This is a genomic window from Pseudodesulfovibrio sediminis (assembly GCF_020886695.1).
Taxonomy (GTDB): domain Bacteria; phylum Desulfobacterota; class Desulfovibrionia; order Desulfovibrionales; family Desulfovibrionaceae; genus Pseudodesulfovibrio; species Pseudodesulfovibrio sediminis.
In genome coordinates, this window is the sequence record NZ_AP024485.1 from 13,466 (window position 1) to 27,897 (window position 14,432).

Sequence of the window (14,432 nt, forward strand, 5' to 3'; positions counted from 1 at the left end):
TCAAACCACCATTGGATAGCTTGACTTTCTCGCGTTGCTCTCCCTATAGGACTAAACGTGTTAAAAACCAAGTAGTGTACTTTCTCGGGGGCAGAATTGACCCCGAAAACATAGGGGAAACCTTAAAAAAATATGTGGAGTGAAGTATGCCTGATCTGAAAACCCAAAGAACGTATGCACTCGTAGGCCACGGCGGTTCCGGTAAAACCACCGTTGCCGAGATGGTGCTTTTCAACGCTGGAGTTGTAAACCGCCTCGGGAAGGTTGAAGACGGCAACACCGTCCTCGACTATGAGCCCGAGGAGATTAAGCGTCGCGGTTCCATTCAGCCCGGTTTTGCCAGCTACAAATGGAAAAAGAATGATCACTTCCTCATAGACACTCCCGGCGATTCCAATTTTGCTGGCGATCTCTCCTATAGCCTGACCGCTGCCGATGGCGTTGTCATGGTTATTGATGCCGTGGACGGCGTGAAGCCGTTGACTCGCAAGATTTGGGCGCAGGTTCAGGGGTACGGATTGCCCGCCATGATAGTCATCAACAAGATGGACCGTGACAGGGCCGAATTCGATGTCGCATTCAATGGTATCAGTGATGCCTTGGGCGCACGTCCGGTATTGTTGTATTACCCCATCGGCTCCAAGGAAAATTTCAAGGGTGTTGTGGACATGATGTCCGGCAAAGCCCTGCTGTTCGGCGAAGACAACGCAGTGAGCGAAGGGGAGATCCCCGGAGAAATCGCTGATGAAGTCGAACTGCTGCGTGAAACCATGGTTGAAAATATCGCTGAATCCGATGAAGATCTCATGGAAAAATATTTTGAGGACGGCGAACTTTCCACTGAAGATATCACCAAAGGCCTTCAGGCCGGTGTCGCTGCCGGAGAGCTGGTTCCTGTGGTCGTCTCTTCTGCCCTGAATAACCAGGGTGGTCAGATGATTCTTGATACTATTCAGAGTCTGTTGCCCAATCCTTTGGCACACACTCCGTGGGAAGGCGAGGACGGCGAACGCACCAGTTCTCCTGACGAGCCGCTGGCCTGCTTTGTCTTCAAGACACAGGCCGACCCCTTTGCCGGTCAGCTTACGGTTGTGCGGGTGCTTTCCGGTACGCTGAATCCGGACTCTCACCTGCTCAACGCCAACAACGGTGAAAAAGAGCGTGTGGGCCAGCTTCTGACAATGAACGGCAAGGATCAGGTTCAGGTCAAGAGCGGCATGGGCCCCGGTTCTATCGTGACTCTGGCCAAGCTCAAGAACACCGCCACTGGTGATACGCTGGTGGAGAAAGACGAGTTCAAGCTGATCAAGCCCGAATTGGCTCCGCAGTTGATCACCTTTGCCCTGGCTCCGGCCGAAAAGGGGGAAGAGGACAAGGTTTATGCCGCCGTTGCCAAGCTGCTTGATGAAGACATCACGCTTACCCTGGCTCGTGATGAAGAGTCCGGCGATATCCTGCTGTCCGGCATGGGACAGAATCATATTGAAATATCCGTAGAAAAGGCCAAGCGTCGCTACAAGACCCAGATCGTTCTCAAGACCCCCAAGGTTCCGTACCGTGAGACGTTCAAGACCGGCGCCAAGGAAGTGCAGGGTCGTCACAAGAAACAGTCCGGTGGTCGCGGTCAGTTCGGCGATTGCTGGATCAATGTGAGCCCGAGGCCTTCCGGCGCAGGGTATGAATTCGAGGACAAGATTGTCGGTGGTTCCATCCCCCGTCAGTTCATCCCCGCAGTTGACAAAGGCGTTCAGGAAGTTGCTGCCCGTGGTGTGCTTGCTGGCTACCCGGTAATTGATTTCCAGGTCACACTGTATGACGGCAGCTATCACAACGTTGATTCCTCGGAAATGGCGTTCAAGGTCGCTGGCTCCCTGGCCCTCAAGAAAGCCTGTGAAAAGGCCAAGATGGCATTGCTTGAGCCTATCATGCTCGTCACCGTGGCTGTTCCCGATTCCTTTATGGGCGATGTTATCGGCGACCTTTCTTCGCGTCGCGGCAAGGTGTTGGGGTCTGATTCCCAGGCTGGCCTGACCGAAGTCAAGGCGCATGTTCCCATGGCCGAGATGCTCAAGTACGCACCGGATCTGAACTCCATGACCGGCGGACAGGGAACGTTCTTCATGGAATTCGCTTCCTATGAGGAATGCCCGCCTCAGGAAACAGAGAAAGTCATCGCCGCCAACAAGAAGGTAGACGACGAATAGGCTTCATTTCTCGAAAACGATTAAGGGCGGCAGGTTTTCCTGTCGCCCTTTTTGTTTTCCTTGTTTCATCCCCTGTTTTGGTTTACTCAATTCTGAGCCTAAACAATAAGGAAAGCCGATGTTTCGACGTATATTTTTTGTCTTACTGCTCTGGATTGTGACCGTATACTACAGCTACAAAATGATGCAGGTCGATCAGGAGAACTCCACCCCGGAAGAGTTTGATAAATGGGGACTCAAATGGGGTGAGGCCGCTGTTAATCTGTCCGGTATGAAGATTGAGGCGGATATGGGGGATATTGATCCCAACGGACACTACGTGTTTATCTGCAACCACCAGTCCAATCTGGATATCCCGGTCCTGTTTGATAAACTCAAGGGGAATCGTATTCGTTTTGTGGCCAAAAAGAGCCTGTTCGATATTCCCATTTATGGCAACGCCTTGCGGCATGCAGGACATATCTGCATTGATCGTGAAAACAGACGCTCCGCCATGAAGAGTCTGAATGAGGCCGTGGAAAAGGCCAAATCCGGTTTTTCGCCGGTCATCTTTCCTGAAGGGACGCGCAATCAGCATCTGGAAGAACTCATGGAGTTCAAAGTCGGCGGCATGATTATCGCGCTGAAGTCCGGGCTGCCCGTAGTTCCTATCGTCATGACCAATACCGGTCTTGTCATGGGCAAGGGACAATACATTGTCGATAACAAGCCCATTGTCCGGGTCAAGGTGCTGCCTGTCATTGATCCGTCCCAGTATACGCTCAAAGATCGTGAGAAGTTGAAAGACGATCTCTATGAGATGATGAACACTGCGTACAAAGAACTTTTGGCAGAAGGCTAGTCATGGCTGGAAAACCTGTCAGCCTGTATCCCCTCGGCGGTCTCGGCGAGATCGGGATGAACTGCATGCTCTACAAGACCGACAAGTCCATGGTCATGGTGGACTGCGGGCTCATGTTTCCTGAAGATTATCACTTCGGCGTGGACGTTGTTATTCCCTGTTTTGATTTTGTCCTTTCCAACAAGCAGATGCTGCACGGTATCGTCCTGACCCATGGTCATGAAGATCATATTGGTGCGTTGCCCTGGTTGCTCCAGAATGTGGACGTACCTGTTTACGGTTCGGAGTTCACCCTTGGGCTGGTGGAAAACAAGTTGCGGGAACATGATCTCGACCAGTGGGCGGATCTGCGTCCGGTCAGACCGTATGATCGTGTGCTGCTTGGCGATTTCCATTTTAATTTTTTCCCGGTGTGTCACTCCATCATCCAGGGGTTTGGTCTGGGCATCGAGACCCCTGTGGGCCGGATGGTCCATACGGGCGATTTCAAGATCGACCGTAATCCGCTTGGTGGACACGCAACGGATCTCGCAGCCTTTCGCTCGTTCTCCGATGAGGGCATAAAGCTCATGCTTTCGGATTCCACCAATGTGGGGAGCGAAGGGTTCGCGCTGACGGAGCGGGAGATCAAGGTCAGTCTGCGTGAGATTTTTTCCACGGCAAAAGGCCGTATCCTTGTCTCATTGTTCTCCAGCCATATCCAGAGAATGCAGGAAGTTTTCGATTTGGCGGATGCCGAAGGGCGCAAGGTCGCGATCTCCGGCAAAAGCCTGTACCGGAATATCGAACTTGCGCGAGAGTTGGGACATCTCAAGGTCCCCAAGAGAACGCTCATTGATGTCGACATGATGGATGCATACGGCGACAGCGAGCTGGTTCTGCTGGTCACTGGGTCTCAGGGGGAGCCGCTGGCGGCACTGCCCCGCATGGCCGTGGGTGAACATCGCCATTTGAAGATCAAGGAAGGCGATCTGGTGTTGCTTTCCTCCCGTTTCATTCCGGGCAATGTGCGGGCCATCAACCGGGTCATCAACAATCTCTATCGCCTCGGTGCCGAGGTCCTGTATGAAAAAATGCACGGCATCCACGCTTCGGGGCACGCGCACGCCGGCGAGCTGACGCTCATGCTTCAGACCGTGCGCCCTGAATATTTCATCCCCGTGCACGGAGAGTACCGCCATCTGGTCAAGCACCAAAGGCTGGCTGTGGAGTGCGGGGTTGAGGAAGAGAAATCTCTGGTTGTTGACAATGGGCAGCCCGTGACGTTTTTTGAAGACGGCACCATGGTGTTCGAACCCAGAATTTCCGCAGAGAAGATTCTGGTGGACGGCAAGGGCGTCGGTGATGTCGGGCAGAGCGTGCTCAAGGAACGGCATCTTCTGGCAGGCGAGGGTATGGTCATAGTCGTGGTCGTGGTCGATGAAGCCACGGGTGAGATTACCATGGGGCCGGATATCATGAGCAAGGGGTTTGTTTTTGAGCAGGAGTATAGACATCTGCTTGATGACGCCAAATGCATCGTTTTGGACGTGCATGAAAATATCGCTCCTGGTGAGACCGAAAAACTCAAGGAACGCATTCGTTCGGCCCTGAGGCGGTTTTTCCGCAAGGTGCTTGGGCGTGATCCTGTGGTGGTGCCTCTGGTTATTACGACATAGGCATCTGGACTTCATCTTCGTGTTGGGCTAAATATTATTTTAAGAGTATAAAATTTCATTTTTTGTGAGGATAGATCGTATGAAAAAATTTGTGTTTGCCGTGCTCATTGTCTCCATGATCGTCAGTCTTGCCGCTTGCGGTGCCCAGAAGACAGACCTGACCGAAGGGGTTGAGCTGTACAAGGAAGGGAACTGCAAGGGCGCCATACCCTATCTGGATGCGACCATTGCCAACCCCGAAACGTCCATGGATATGGCGTATGCCTATTTCCTCAAAGGACAATGCGCCGAGAAAGCGGGTGAATTGGCCAAGGCATACGAACACTACTATGCGGCCAAACGGGTCACCTGCTATGAGGTCGGCAATGAACGGCGTACCAGTAATAATACAATCGCCCGAAGCGAATACTGCCAGCAGATATTGCCCAAGAAGCTGACAAAGTTGGCTCCTTCAGTCGGCGAAGAGCAGATTCAGGCCATCACAGCCAAGGTGGATGAAGAACTCAGCTCCATTTATATGCAGCGGTTTCAAAAACGGTTGAGTGACTAAATGACAACGCCTCGGTTTGCCGGGGCGTCTTTCGTTGGAGGGAGTACATGCTCAAGAATTACACCGAGGTCGTGGAACGATTGCAGCAGACTCTAGGCAAAGGTTTTGCCGAGGAGCCGTGGACTCTCAACCTGCCGGGCAAATCCATTGCCTGCAAGATTGATCAATATTATTATCTGGCAGTCATGCCCGCCTTTATCGAGCGCCTGGGACGGATGGGGGGCATGTTTCCCGATCAGGTACAGGAAGCACTGGTCAAGACCGGCAACCTGATCACTCGCGCTCCTGAGCGGGATCCGCTTCTTTCCCTTTCCGTAGGCTGGGGAGGCAAGGGGGTGACCATCAAGGGAGCATTCGTGGACGCCGATTTCATTGATCGCGCCGTGAAAACATATGGCGGCCTGCCATCTGTCCTGAACGTCTCAGACCTCAAGATCAGCGAACACGAAAGGGAAAAGGTCGAGGCCTTTTTCGAGGGCAAGACTCCGCCTCAATCGCTCGCCTATTACTAAGATGCTTTTCGACCTCATGGGGCATGGACTCCTTTTAGGTCAGCAATGAAAAACTCCCCATTGGACATGTTGCTTGTGTCCAATGGGGAGTTCTTTTCTGATGGTGACAAGTTGCCACAGGGACAACGAGTGTATCGGTCCGAGACAGCGTCCCGGGACCGTGCGGAACAGGTCGTGTCTTATGCGTGTCTGACAGTGCTTTTGGGGCAGGTCTCGCTCATGTAGCAGACTTCGCAGCCGCCGGTGTACGGATACGGTGTCAGGACGGCGTATTTGCGGTTGATGGTGCCTTCACTGTTCCATGTCAGGTCCAGGTCTTTGAATACGCCCAGGATGCCTTCGCCCGGACGGGGCAGGGGGGCACATTTACCGTCCTGCAGCTCGGGGACGAAACCCTGGGCCGAGCTCATGACCATGGTGATGGCCAGGGCGTGGAAGAGCAGCCCGTGGGTGGGAGAGTCCTGCCAGATGCCTTCAATGGCGTTGTCCACTTCTTCGTCGAGGTAGATGAGCAGGAATTTGCCTTCACCTTCGGTGTTGGTCAGTTCATAGGCACGCAGGTTGTTGTTGGCCCATTTGTCCCAGAACTCTTCAAACTCTTCGAGGATGTCGCCTTCAATACGAGTTTCGCCAGCAATTTCCATGAAATACATCATGTCGAACTCAGGCTGTGGGGTCATGGGATTGATGTCATATTTGGGCATGTATAGTCTCCTGAAATAGGTGTTGTTCGGTTTGGGAGGTTTTGGTTACCTTTTTTCTCGACGACCCTCAAGTTTTACACGCGTATCGTTGCGTTTGATGGTCGAATCGGGCTATATTCATCCCGTAGAAGTATATCGGGATCACATAAAGTCAACCGCTTTCGCTACCGGGAACACTGGAGATTCAATGACAACAGATCGGGGTAAACCGCTCATTCAAAAACTCAAGCGTCCCAGTGTCAGATATCTCTTCCTTGCTATTCTCATCGGTGTCCTTGCCGGATACGGTGCAGTCCTTTTCAAATATATCCTCAAATACATGCAATGGGTGTTTTACCAACACGCCGATGATTTTCTCACGTTTGCGGACTCTGTCCCGTTGTGGATGAAAATTGTCATGCCTACCGTGGGAGGCGTTGTGGTGGGGCTGGTGGTCAGCAACTTCGCTTCGGAGGCCAAAGGGCATGGTGTCCCTGAAGTTATGCAGGCAATTGCCTTGCGCGGTGGACGCATTCGGAAAAGGGTGGCCGCAGCCAAAATCTTTGCTTCGGCCGTGACCATCGGCTCTGGTGGTTCGGTGGGGCGTGAGGGCCCCATGGTGCAGATCGGTGCCTCAATCGGGTCGTCAGTCGGACAGATGTTCCACACGCCCAGTGTGCACATGAAGACCATGGTCGGCTGTGGTGCGGCAGCGGGCATTGCCGCCACGTTCAATGCACCCATTGCCGGAGTGCTCTTTGCCCTTGAGATCATCATTGGTGATTTCGGGGTCATGCAGTTTTCGCCAGTCGTCCTGTCCTCGGTTACGGCAACGGCTATTTCCCGCTATTATTTCGGTGATTTTCCTCATTTCACGCTTCCTGAGTATTCCATTGTATCTCTCTGGGAATATTTGTTTTATCCGGTGCTCGGCGTGGTCACCGGTTTTGTGGCCTTGTCGTTCACTTCGATCCTGTATTGGTTTGAAGATGGCTTTGACGCCCTGCCTATTCCCGAATGGATCAAGCCTGCCATCGGCGGCGCGCTGCTCGGTGTGGTGTTCGCCGTTTTTCCGCAGGTCTTTGGTGTCGGATACGGTGCCATGAACCTCGCTCTGGTCAATAATATGGAATTTCAGCTGTTGCTGGTCCTTATATTCGTGAAGATTCTGGCCTCCAGCCTCACTCTCGGTTCTGGTGGCTCTGGCGGCATATTTGCGCCGTCCCTGTTTCTCGGCTGCATGTCCGGCGGGGCATTCGGGTTCGCGCTGCACACACTTTTGCCTGAGTATACAGCCTTGCCCGGGGCCTATGCGCTGGTCGCCATGGGTGGCGTGGTGGCCGGTACGACGTATGCCCCCATCACGGCGATCTTGATCATTTTCGAGATGACCTCCGACTACTCCATCATTCTGCCTCTCATGCTGACCTGCATTACGGCAGCGGTCATGAACTCCACCATAAAGCGGGCGTCCATCTATACCACCAAGCTGCTCCGCCGTGGGATCGACATCGAGGCCGGGCGTGATCGGCATCTGCTCAGTCATCTTGTGGTCAAGGAAATCATGGATTCCAATATCGTCACCATTCCACAGTCCATGTCCCTGTCCCGGATCATCTGGACGTTCAAGACCGAGAATGCCCCCTATCTGCATGTGGTCGATGATGAAGGGCATCTCTCCGGCATGATCTCATTCAGGGATATCAGGGCGGTACTGCACGAGGAAAGTCTGAATGACTTGCTCATTGCGCATGATCTTGCCACCCGCGATCTGGTGACGGTCACTGCGGACGATACGCTTCAGGAGGCTCTGGACAAGATAACGGATCGTGGCGTATCTCAGGTCCCTGTGCTGGCATCGGGACAGGAGCGGAAGCTCGTAGGCACCCTGACGGAGTCGGCCATCAATGCAGCCTATAATTCGGCCATAGTGAAGGCTGAGATACGTGAGGAACATGAATGAGTGAAATTCGAATTTCCGTGACACTTTCTCTGGATGAGAAGCATCCCGAGGATGGATTCATTGACTTCAACCTGTCTGTTGACGGTCAATACCTGCATGATGTCGGGGTCTATATTGATCCCGTCAATCTGGTCAACTCCACCTCCATGTCAGGGGAATTCTTCATTTATACCTGCGATTGCGGTAACCCCGCATGTCAGGGCATCGAAGAGGGCGTTATGGTTTCCCATACCCCGGATGAGGTCACCTGGCGACTCAGGAATCCTATTTCCTGGCCTCCGAACGAACCGCGGCCGGACTGGGCGCATGATGGAGAGTTCGTCTTTTCCAAGGGCAACTATCTGCAACAGGTGACCATGGCGCTTGATCACGCCAAGCGACTGACGCGCGGTTTCGGTCTGAGCGGTACGCTCTGGGTTGGCCCCGGTCTTTCTCAGGAGGCGCTCCTCGCTCTCGAAGTGCCGGATCAGGGAGACGGTTTTCTTCTCGCCGCACCCATGGGGCGGGCACTGCACTAACCGTTGCGTCTTCCTGTAATCTGAACTATAGTCTTTTTCTGCTCGGCTGCTTTTTCGGTGGATATCAATCCAACTGGAGGAGCAGATATGTCTGTTTGTTTCCCATCATTGAATTCTGTTGTTCGTGTCCACCTGTTGCGTGGGCCTCCTCTCGTCGTGGAGTGATGCGTATCATTCCATTGGGGGAGAGTTGACTGTGTTCAGGGCTCGGGTGTCACACCCGCGGGAGGAGTGCCTGCTTTCGGAGACAGATCACTGATCTGTCGTAATCATGACCGAAAACAAGGTGCACCTATGTTATATGTACCAATTAAAATCTATTCCGATCGGCGGAGTCTGAAGGGGTGTCTCGCTCGTGCGGCCGTCTGTCTGGTCCTGGCTGTGGTCGGGTTCCATTTCATTAACGATAAAAACATCAGGCTCGCTGTCTACTCCGTTTCCATGGTGGGATTTGGGGTAACCATGCTCAATGGTATTGCCGTGACAACCAAGCAGCCGATGATCAAGGTCTTGGACGATCGTTTCTCGATATACACGCCGTTTGGCTATGCTGTGATCCGTTTCGGCGAGGTGCTGGCCTTCAGGACGGGGCGGGTGCCGTTCTTCAGGACGTTGCGCGTGCAGGTCAACAGATCAGCCAAGCCACGTTTTCCGTCGACGTTCGGCAGGCTGTTATATACCGTCACCAGTCTGCATTTTGCCAGCACGGTGTCCATTCAGGGCTTCATGTTGGGAGCTGATGTAAAGTCAGTCGTCAACATGTTGGAAAAGAGGCGGTTGACGGCGGTCCGTCTGGAAGCCGTCGGGGGGTATGATTCCACTGCCTTGACACCCGCATCGTAATTGAAAAAGAAACCCCGGAGCCTTAGCGGGGCTCCGGGGTTGATTCTTCTGAGTGAGGGGGTGCCTAGCGCACGGCCACCTTCATGATAACCTTGTGCAGTTCGCCGTCCGATATCATGGGCAAGTGCCCGTCTTCCGGGAAGTAGATGGCGAACATGCCGGGTGTGACTGCAGTCCAGATCGTGGGGGCATCTTCGTAAAAGGCCACATCCGCACGCGGGTCGGATGCGTCTGTCGGTGCGCCAAGGCTCTTTCGGGCTTTCCAGCCCATTGAGTCCGTCCCGCTGATCACATACTGGATGTCGATATAGTGATCATGGGTCTCGATACGTGCGTCCTCGGGGGCGCGGCCAGGTCCCTTGGCGACCACGGCGTATACGGCATCGCCATCCACCTCGTGTTGTCCTTCGGGTAGTTTTGCCAGATCCTGTCTTTTCAGGAAGGCAAAGGCTGTGGTGAAATGCGGATTGAGGGCCGCATATCTATCGCAATTGTCGAGGACATCCAGGATCATTGGATTTTCGTCCTTTCCGTTTTCAGCGCCATGAGCAGGGATTCATCCAGAGATGGGTGCGAGAAGATGATCGAATGGATATCATCCGCAGTCCACCCCTGGTTCACGATCATTGTTGCTGCGGTCACCAGACGGGAGACATCGTGACCGACGGCTGTGATGCCGACCACTTTTCCGCCGGACCAGACGACCTTGACGAATCCCTGGGTGAAGGCATGGGCCTGTGCCATGGGATTGGCCGCGAGCTGTGCCCTGGACACTTCGCAGGTTTCGAAGTCCATCAGGTATGCTTCGTTTTCAAGTGCGCCAACGCGCATGACTTCGGGAGCTCCGTAGAGCACGCTGGGCACCGGCCCGGAGACATAGGGGGTCGATATCTTGCCAGCGGCATGGGCTGCCACATACTGGGCCTGATGCGACGCGGCATGGGCCAGTTGAATCTGGCCGTTGGCGTCGCCGATGGCATAGATGTTCGGTGCGGCTTCCATGTATTCATTGACCTGAATCTGATGGAACAGCAGTTCGATGCCTTTTTCCTCAAGGCCGATGCCTTGGGTGACCGGGCCACGTCCAATGGCTACAAGCGCCTTGTCCGCAATGATTTTTTCTCCATCAAAGAGCGTCAACTGCGCCTTGCCGTCCACGGTCTTGACGCCGGAGACACGGCTGTCCAGCCGCATATCCCATTTCCACCGCTTGAAGATGGATTGCAATCCCTTGGAGATTTCCGGGTCCTCCAGCGGAGCCACGCGATCCATGGCGTCGATGACGGTGATCTTCGCACCGAAGCGGTGGGCGACCTGTGCCATCTCAAGACCGATGAATCCCGCGCCCACGATAATGAGCGACTCGGGCATGGCTTCCTGATTGAGAAACATGTCTGAATCAAGCACACAGTCGCCGTCAGGTTCGATGCCGGGGAAGAAGGTCGGCTTGGAGCCGGTTGCGATGACCAGCTTCTTGTATGCAAGCTGCTGTTCGCCATCGGATGTTTCCACGGAGACAACACCTGTTTCACCCAGTGAACCCAGCCCTTCGACAAGGTCAATGCCGAGTTTCTTGAGCTGCATGGCCATGGCCTTGCGGGTGCCGGTCAGGTGCTTTTGCACGCGAGCCTGCAGGGCGGTGAAGTCGACGACGACCTCGCCGGACGCCACTTTGACCTTGGCTTGGTTGTGCAACTCCTCGATGGCGGAAGTGGCGCCAAGCCAGAGTTTGGTGGGAATGCATCCGCGATTGAGGCAGGTGCCGCCCAGTACGTCTTTTTCCACCAACGCGACCTTGAGGCCGTAATGAGCAGCTTCAACCGCGCAGTCAAACCCGCCGGGGCCTGCTCCAATTACAACGAGATCATAAGTCATCTGTGAGCTCCATGGCGCGAGCGGCCTTGGTTTCGTCCAGTCGGGTCACAGGCAGGGTGACCGGAGCGGCCTGGATGAGTGCAGGATTGGACTCGGCCAGTTCCGCGATCTCGATGAGATCATCAATGAATTGGTCCAGCGTCTCCTTGTTCTCGGTCTCGGTCGGTTCGACCATGATCGATTCCGGCACGATAAGCGGGAAGTAGACCGTGGGAGCGTGGTGCCCCTTGTCGAGGAGCGCCTTGCCGATGTCCAGGGCGCGAACGCCATTCTTGGCCTGTTTGGAAGCGCTGGCAACGAACTCGTGCATGCAGATGCGGTTGTAGGGAATTTCGAAGTGGTCGGCCAGACGCTTGCGCATGTAGTTGGCGGACAGGACCGCGTTCTCGGTGGCGCGGGTCAGGCCCACACCGCCCAGGCGGAGCATGTAGGCGTATGCCTTGAGGTAGACGCCGAAGTTGCCATAGAACGGGGCTACATAGCCGATGGATTTCGGGTAGTTGTAATCAAGGAAGAACTGGCCGTCCTCCTGTTTCGCCACGCGGGAGATGGGCAGGTAGTCCACCAGACGCTCGGAAACGCCGACCGGGCCGGAGCCGGGACCGCCGCCACCGTGCGGGGTGGCAAAGGTCTTGTGCAGGTTCAGGTGTACGACGTCGAAGCCTACATCCCCCACGCGCATCTTGCCCATGATGGCGTTCAGGTTCGCGCCATCGTAGTACAGGAGTGCGTCGACCTTGCGGAGCATCTTGACGATCTCGGGCAGGTTCTTTTCAAACAGGCCGAGGGTGTTGGGGCAGGTCATCATCATGCCGGCGACCTCGTCGTCCAGCACTTCGGCCAGAGCCGACGGGCTGATGATGCCGTCCACGGATTCGATGGAGACAACGTCATACCCTGCAATGGCAGCGGAGGCCGGGTTGGTTCCGTGCGCGGAGTCGGGTACGATGATCTTGGTCTTCTTGTTGCCCTTGTCCTTGTGGTAGGCGGCCATGAGCATGACACCGGTCAGTTCGCCGTGGGCGCCTGCCATGGGGTGCATGGTGTAGGCGGCCATGCCGGTGATTTCGGTCAGCAGGTTCTCGGTCTCGTACATGACCTCAAGCGCACCCTGGCACAGACCTCCGGCGCCCTGAAGCTGCGGCAGCACAGGGTGGAGACGGGTGAAGCCGGGCATGGCGGCCACGGTTTCGGTGAACTTGGGGTTGTACTTCATGGTACAAGACCCCAGAGGATAGAAATTGCCGTCCACGCCGAAATTGCGCTGGGAGAGCTTGGTGAAGTGGCGAACCACGTCCAGCTCACTGGCGGAAGGGAGTCCTATGTCGCCGTCGCGCAGCAGTTCGGAGGGGATGTATGCTTCCTCGGCCATGCCTTCGCAGGGCCAGCAACCCTCGCGTCCGGCTACGGATGTTTCGAATATGGTTTTCATTTGAGGGCACCTCTCAGCATTTCGGCAAAGATGCCGATCTGTTCTTCACTGGTCTTTTCCGTACACGCCACGAGCAGTCCGTCTTCCAGATCGTCGTAGTATTTGCCCAGCGGGAAGCCGGGAACATAGCCGCGGGCTGTCAGCTTGGCGATGACATCGAATGTGTTCACAGGCAGCTTGATGGCGAACTCGTTGCCAAAGGGGCCAGAGGTCAACATTTCCACGCCTTCTATTGCGGTAAGGCGTTCGGCGCAGATGTGGGCGCGTTCGATGGAGACTCGCGCGGCGCGTTTCATGCCGAGCTCACCCAGAGCGCACATGTGCACCAATGCGCGCAGGGCGCACAGGGACTGATTCGAGCAGATGTTGGACGTGGCCTTCTGGCGGCGAATATGCTGCTCGCGGGCCTGGAGCGTGAGGACGTAGCCGGTGCGGCCTTTGGAATCCTCGGTGCGTCCGACAATGCGACCGGGCATCTGGCGGACCATCTTCTTGGTGCAGGTCATGATGCCGAGATACGGGCCACCAAAGGAGAGCGGCAGGCCCAGTGACTGGCCTTCAGCAACAGCGATATCCGCGCCCATGGCGCCCGGTGTCTTGAGCAGGGTCTGCAAGACCGGATAGCTGGAGATGATGGACACGGCCTTTTTCTCTTTGGCCGCGGCAAACAGTGCGGTGAAATCATTGATGGAGCCAAAGAAGTTCGGGTTCTGCACCAGCAGCGCGGCGGTGGAGTCGTCAATGGCGGCCATCAACCCATCGATGTCGGTCATGCCGTTTTTGTGCGGTATGGTAACGAATTCGATATCGAGGTTGGACGTGTAGGATTCCAGCATGGTCCGGTAGATCGGATTCAACGCCTCGGAAACAATGACTTTACGGCGCTTGGTCTTGCGCACGGCCATCATCAGGGCTTCATACAGGGCGGTGCCGCCATCGTATACGGACGCGTTGGAGCATTCCATGCCGAGCAGGCGGGTTACAGCGGTTTGGTATTCGAAGATCGCCTGGAGGGTGCCCTGGGATGCTTCGGGCTGGTATGGAGTATAGGCAGTGTAAAACTCGCCGCGCATGGTCAGCGCGTCAACCGCCGCCGGGATATAGTGGTCATAGAATCCGGCACCCAGAAAGCTGACGCGATCCGTTGCGTTCTTGTTGGCCATGGCTTCGAGTTTGGTGAGCACTTCCATCTCGGAGAGTCCCTCGGGGAGTTCGAAGCTCTGGGGGCGCATGTCTTCAGTGATTTCTGCAAAGAGGGCTTCCACGGAATCCACGCCGATGGTGGCGAGCATCTCGCGGACTTCATCCTCAGTATGTGGTACATACGGCATGATAAAACCTGCTGGTTATATT

At 55.1% G+C, this 14,432-nt stretch carries 13 protein-coding genes; 8 read left to right on the forward strand and 5 right to left on the reverse strand.

Translation table 11 applies throughout. The features are described 5' to 3' along the window. Nucleotides 1-146 precede the first annotated feature (146 nt). The 5 genes from SRBAKS_RS00070 to SRBAKS_RS00090 all read left to right on the forward strand — a co-directional run bounded on the left by SRBAKS_RS00070 (nt 147) and on the right by SRBAKS_RS00090 (nt 5,765). Nucleotides 147-2,204, forward strand: coding sequence for an elongation factor G (locus SRBAKS_RS00070; RefSeq protein ID WP_229592344.1), 2,058 nt, complete (start codon nt 147-149; stop codon nt 2,202-2,204). 118 nt (nt 2,205-2,322) lie between these two features. Next, the gene (locus tag SRBAKS_RS00075) at nt 2,323-3,045 is read left to right on the forward strand and encodes a lysophospholipid acyltransferase family protein (protein ID WP_229592346.1); all 723 of its coding nucleotides are present in this window, start codon (nt 2,323-2,325) and stop codon (nt 3,043-3,045) included. Nucleotides 3,046-3,047: 2 nt separating this feature from the next. Beyond that, a complete protein-coding gene (locus tag SRBAKS_RS00080) occupies nt 3,048-4,703 on the forward strand; it encodes a ribonuclease J (RefSeq protein ID WP_229592348.1) in 1,656 nt (551 codons plus the stop codon). A 79-nt stretch (nt 4,704-4,782) separates the two neighbouring features. Further along, complete coding sequence (locus tag SRBAKS_RS00085) at nt 4,783-5,253, forward strand: outer membrane protein assembly factor BamD (RefSeq protein WP_229592350.1); 471 nt, start codon at nt 4,783-4,785, stop codon at nt 5,251-5,253. A 47-nt stretch (nt 5,254-5,300) separates the two neighbouring features. Further along, nucleotides 5,301-5,765, forward strand: coding sequence for a hypothetical protein (locus tag SRBAKS_RS00090; protein ID WP_229592352.1), 465 nt, complete (start codon nt 5,301-5,303; stop codon nt 5,763-5,765). A gap of 179 nt (nt 5,766-5,944) precedes the next feature. Here the strand turns inward: SRBAKS_RS00090 and SRBAKS_RS00095 are convergent, their stop codons facing one another. Beyond that, nucleotides 5,945-6,469: a hypothetical protein gene (locus SRBAKS_RS00095; RefSeq protein ID WP_229592354.1), complete on the reverse strand. Its 525-nt coding sequence runs from the start codon at nt 6,467-6,469 to the stop codon at nt 5,945-5,947. A gap of 187 nt (nt 6,470-6,656) precedes the next feature. Here SRBAKS_RS00095 and SRBAKS_RS00100 point away from each other — a divergent pair, with 187 nt between their 5' ends. The 3 genes from SRBAKS_RS00100 to SRBAKS_RS00110 all read left to right on the forward strand — a co-directional run bounded on the left by SRBAKS_RS00100 (nt 6,657) and on the right by SRBAKS_RS00110 (nt 9,772). Then, complete coding sequence (locus tag SRBAKS_RS00100; protein ID WP_229592356.1) at nt 6,657-8,411, forward strand: chloride channel protein; 1,755 nt, start codon at nt 6,657-6,659, stop codon at nt 8,409-8,411. Next, the gene (locus SRBAKS_RS00105; RefSeq protein WP_229592358.1) at nt 8,408-8,929 is read left to right on the forward strand and encodes a hypothetical protein; all 522 of its coding nucleotides are present in this window, start codon (nt 8,408-8,410) and stop codon (nt 8,927-8,929) included. Before SRBAKS_RS00100 ends, SRBAKS_RS00105 begins: the two co-directional genes overlap by 4 nt. 294 nt (nt 8,930-9,223) lie before the next feature. Further along, nucleotides 9,224-9,772, forward strand: coding sequence for a hypothetical protein (locus tag SRBAKS_RS00110; protein ID WP_229592360.1), 549 nt, complete (start codon nt 9,224-9,226; stop codon nt 9,770-9,772). A 64-nt stretch (nt 9,773-9,836) separates the two neighbouring features. Here SRBAKS_RS00110 and SRBAKS_RS00115 read toward each other — a convergent pair whose 3' ends face one another. From SRBAKS_RS00115 to gcvPA, 4 genes are read right to left on the reverse strand one after another with little or no spacing between them, the layout of a single operon-like run. Beyond that, nucleotides 9,837-10,286, reverse strand: a complete 450-nt coding sequence (locus SRBAKS_RS00115; protein ID WP_229592362.1) for a NanQ anomerase/TabA/YiaL family protein — start codon at nt 10,284-10,286, stop codon at nt 9,837-9,839. Continuing rightward, on the reverse strand, nt 10,283-11,647 hold the full coding sequence (locus SRBAKS_RS00120; protein ID WP_229592364.1) for a dihydrolipoyl dehydrogenase family protein: 1,365 nt from the start codon (nt 11,645-11,647) through the stop codon (nt 10,283-10,285). The genes SRBAKS_RS00115 and SRBAKS_RS00120 overlap by 4 nt, the downstream gene beginning before the upstream one ends. Beyond that, nucleotides 11,637-13,079 carry an aminomethyl-transferring glycine dehydrogenase subunit GcvPB gene (gene gcvPB / locus SRBAKS_RS00125; protein ID WP_229592366.1) on the reverse strand — a complete coding sequence of 481 codons (1,443 nt, stop codon included), beginning with the start codon at nt 13,077-13,079 and terminating at the stop codon, nt 11,637-11,639. The genes SRBAKS_RS00120 and gcvPB overlap by 11 nt, the downstream gene beginning before the upstream one ends. Beyond that, entirely contained in the window at nt 13,076-14,410 is a 1,335-nt protein-coding gene (gene gcvPA / locus SRBAKS_RS00130) for an aminomethyl-transferring glycine dehydrogenase subunit GcvPA (RefSeq protein WP_229592368.1), read from the reverse strand. The genes gcvPB and gcvPA overlap by 4 nt, the downstream gene beginning before the upstream one ends. Nucleotides 14,411-14,432 lie beyond the last annotated feature (22 nt).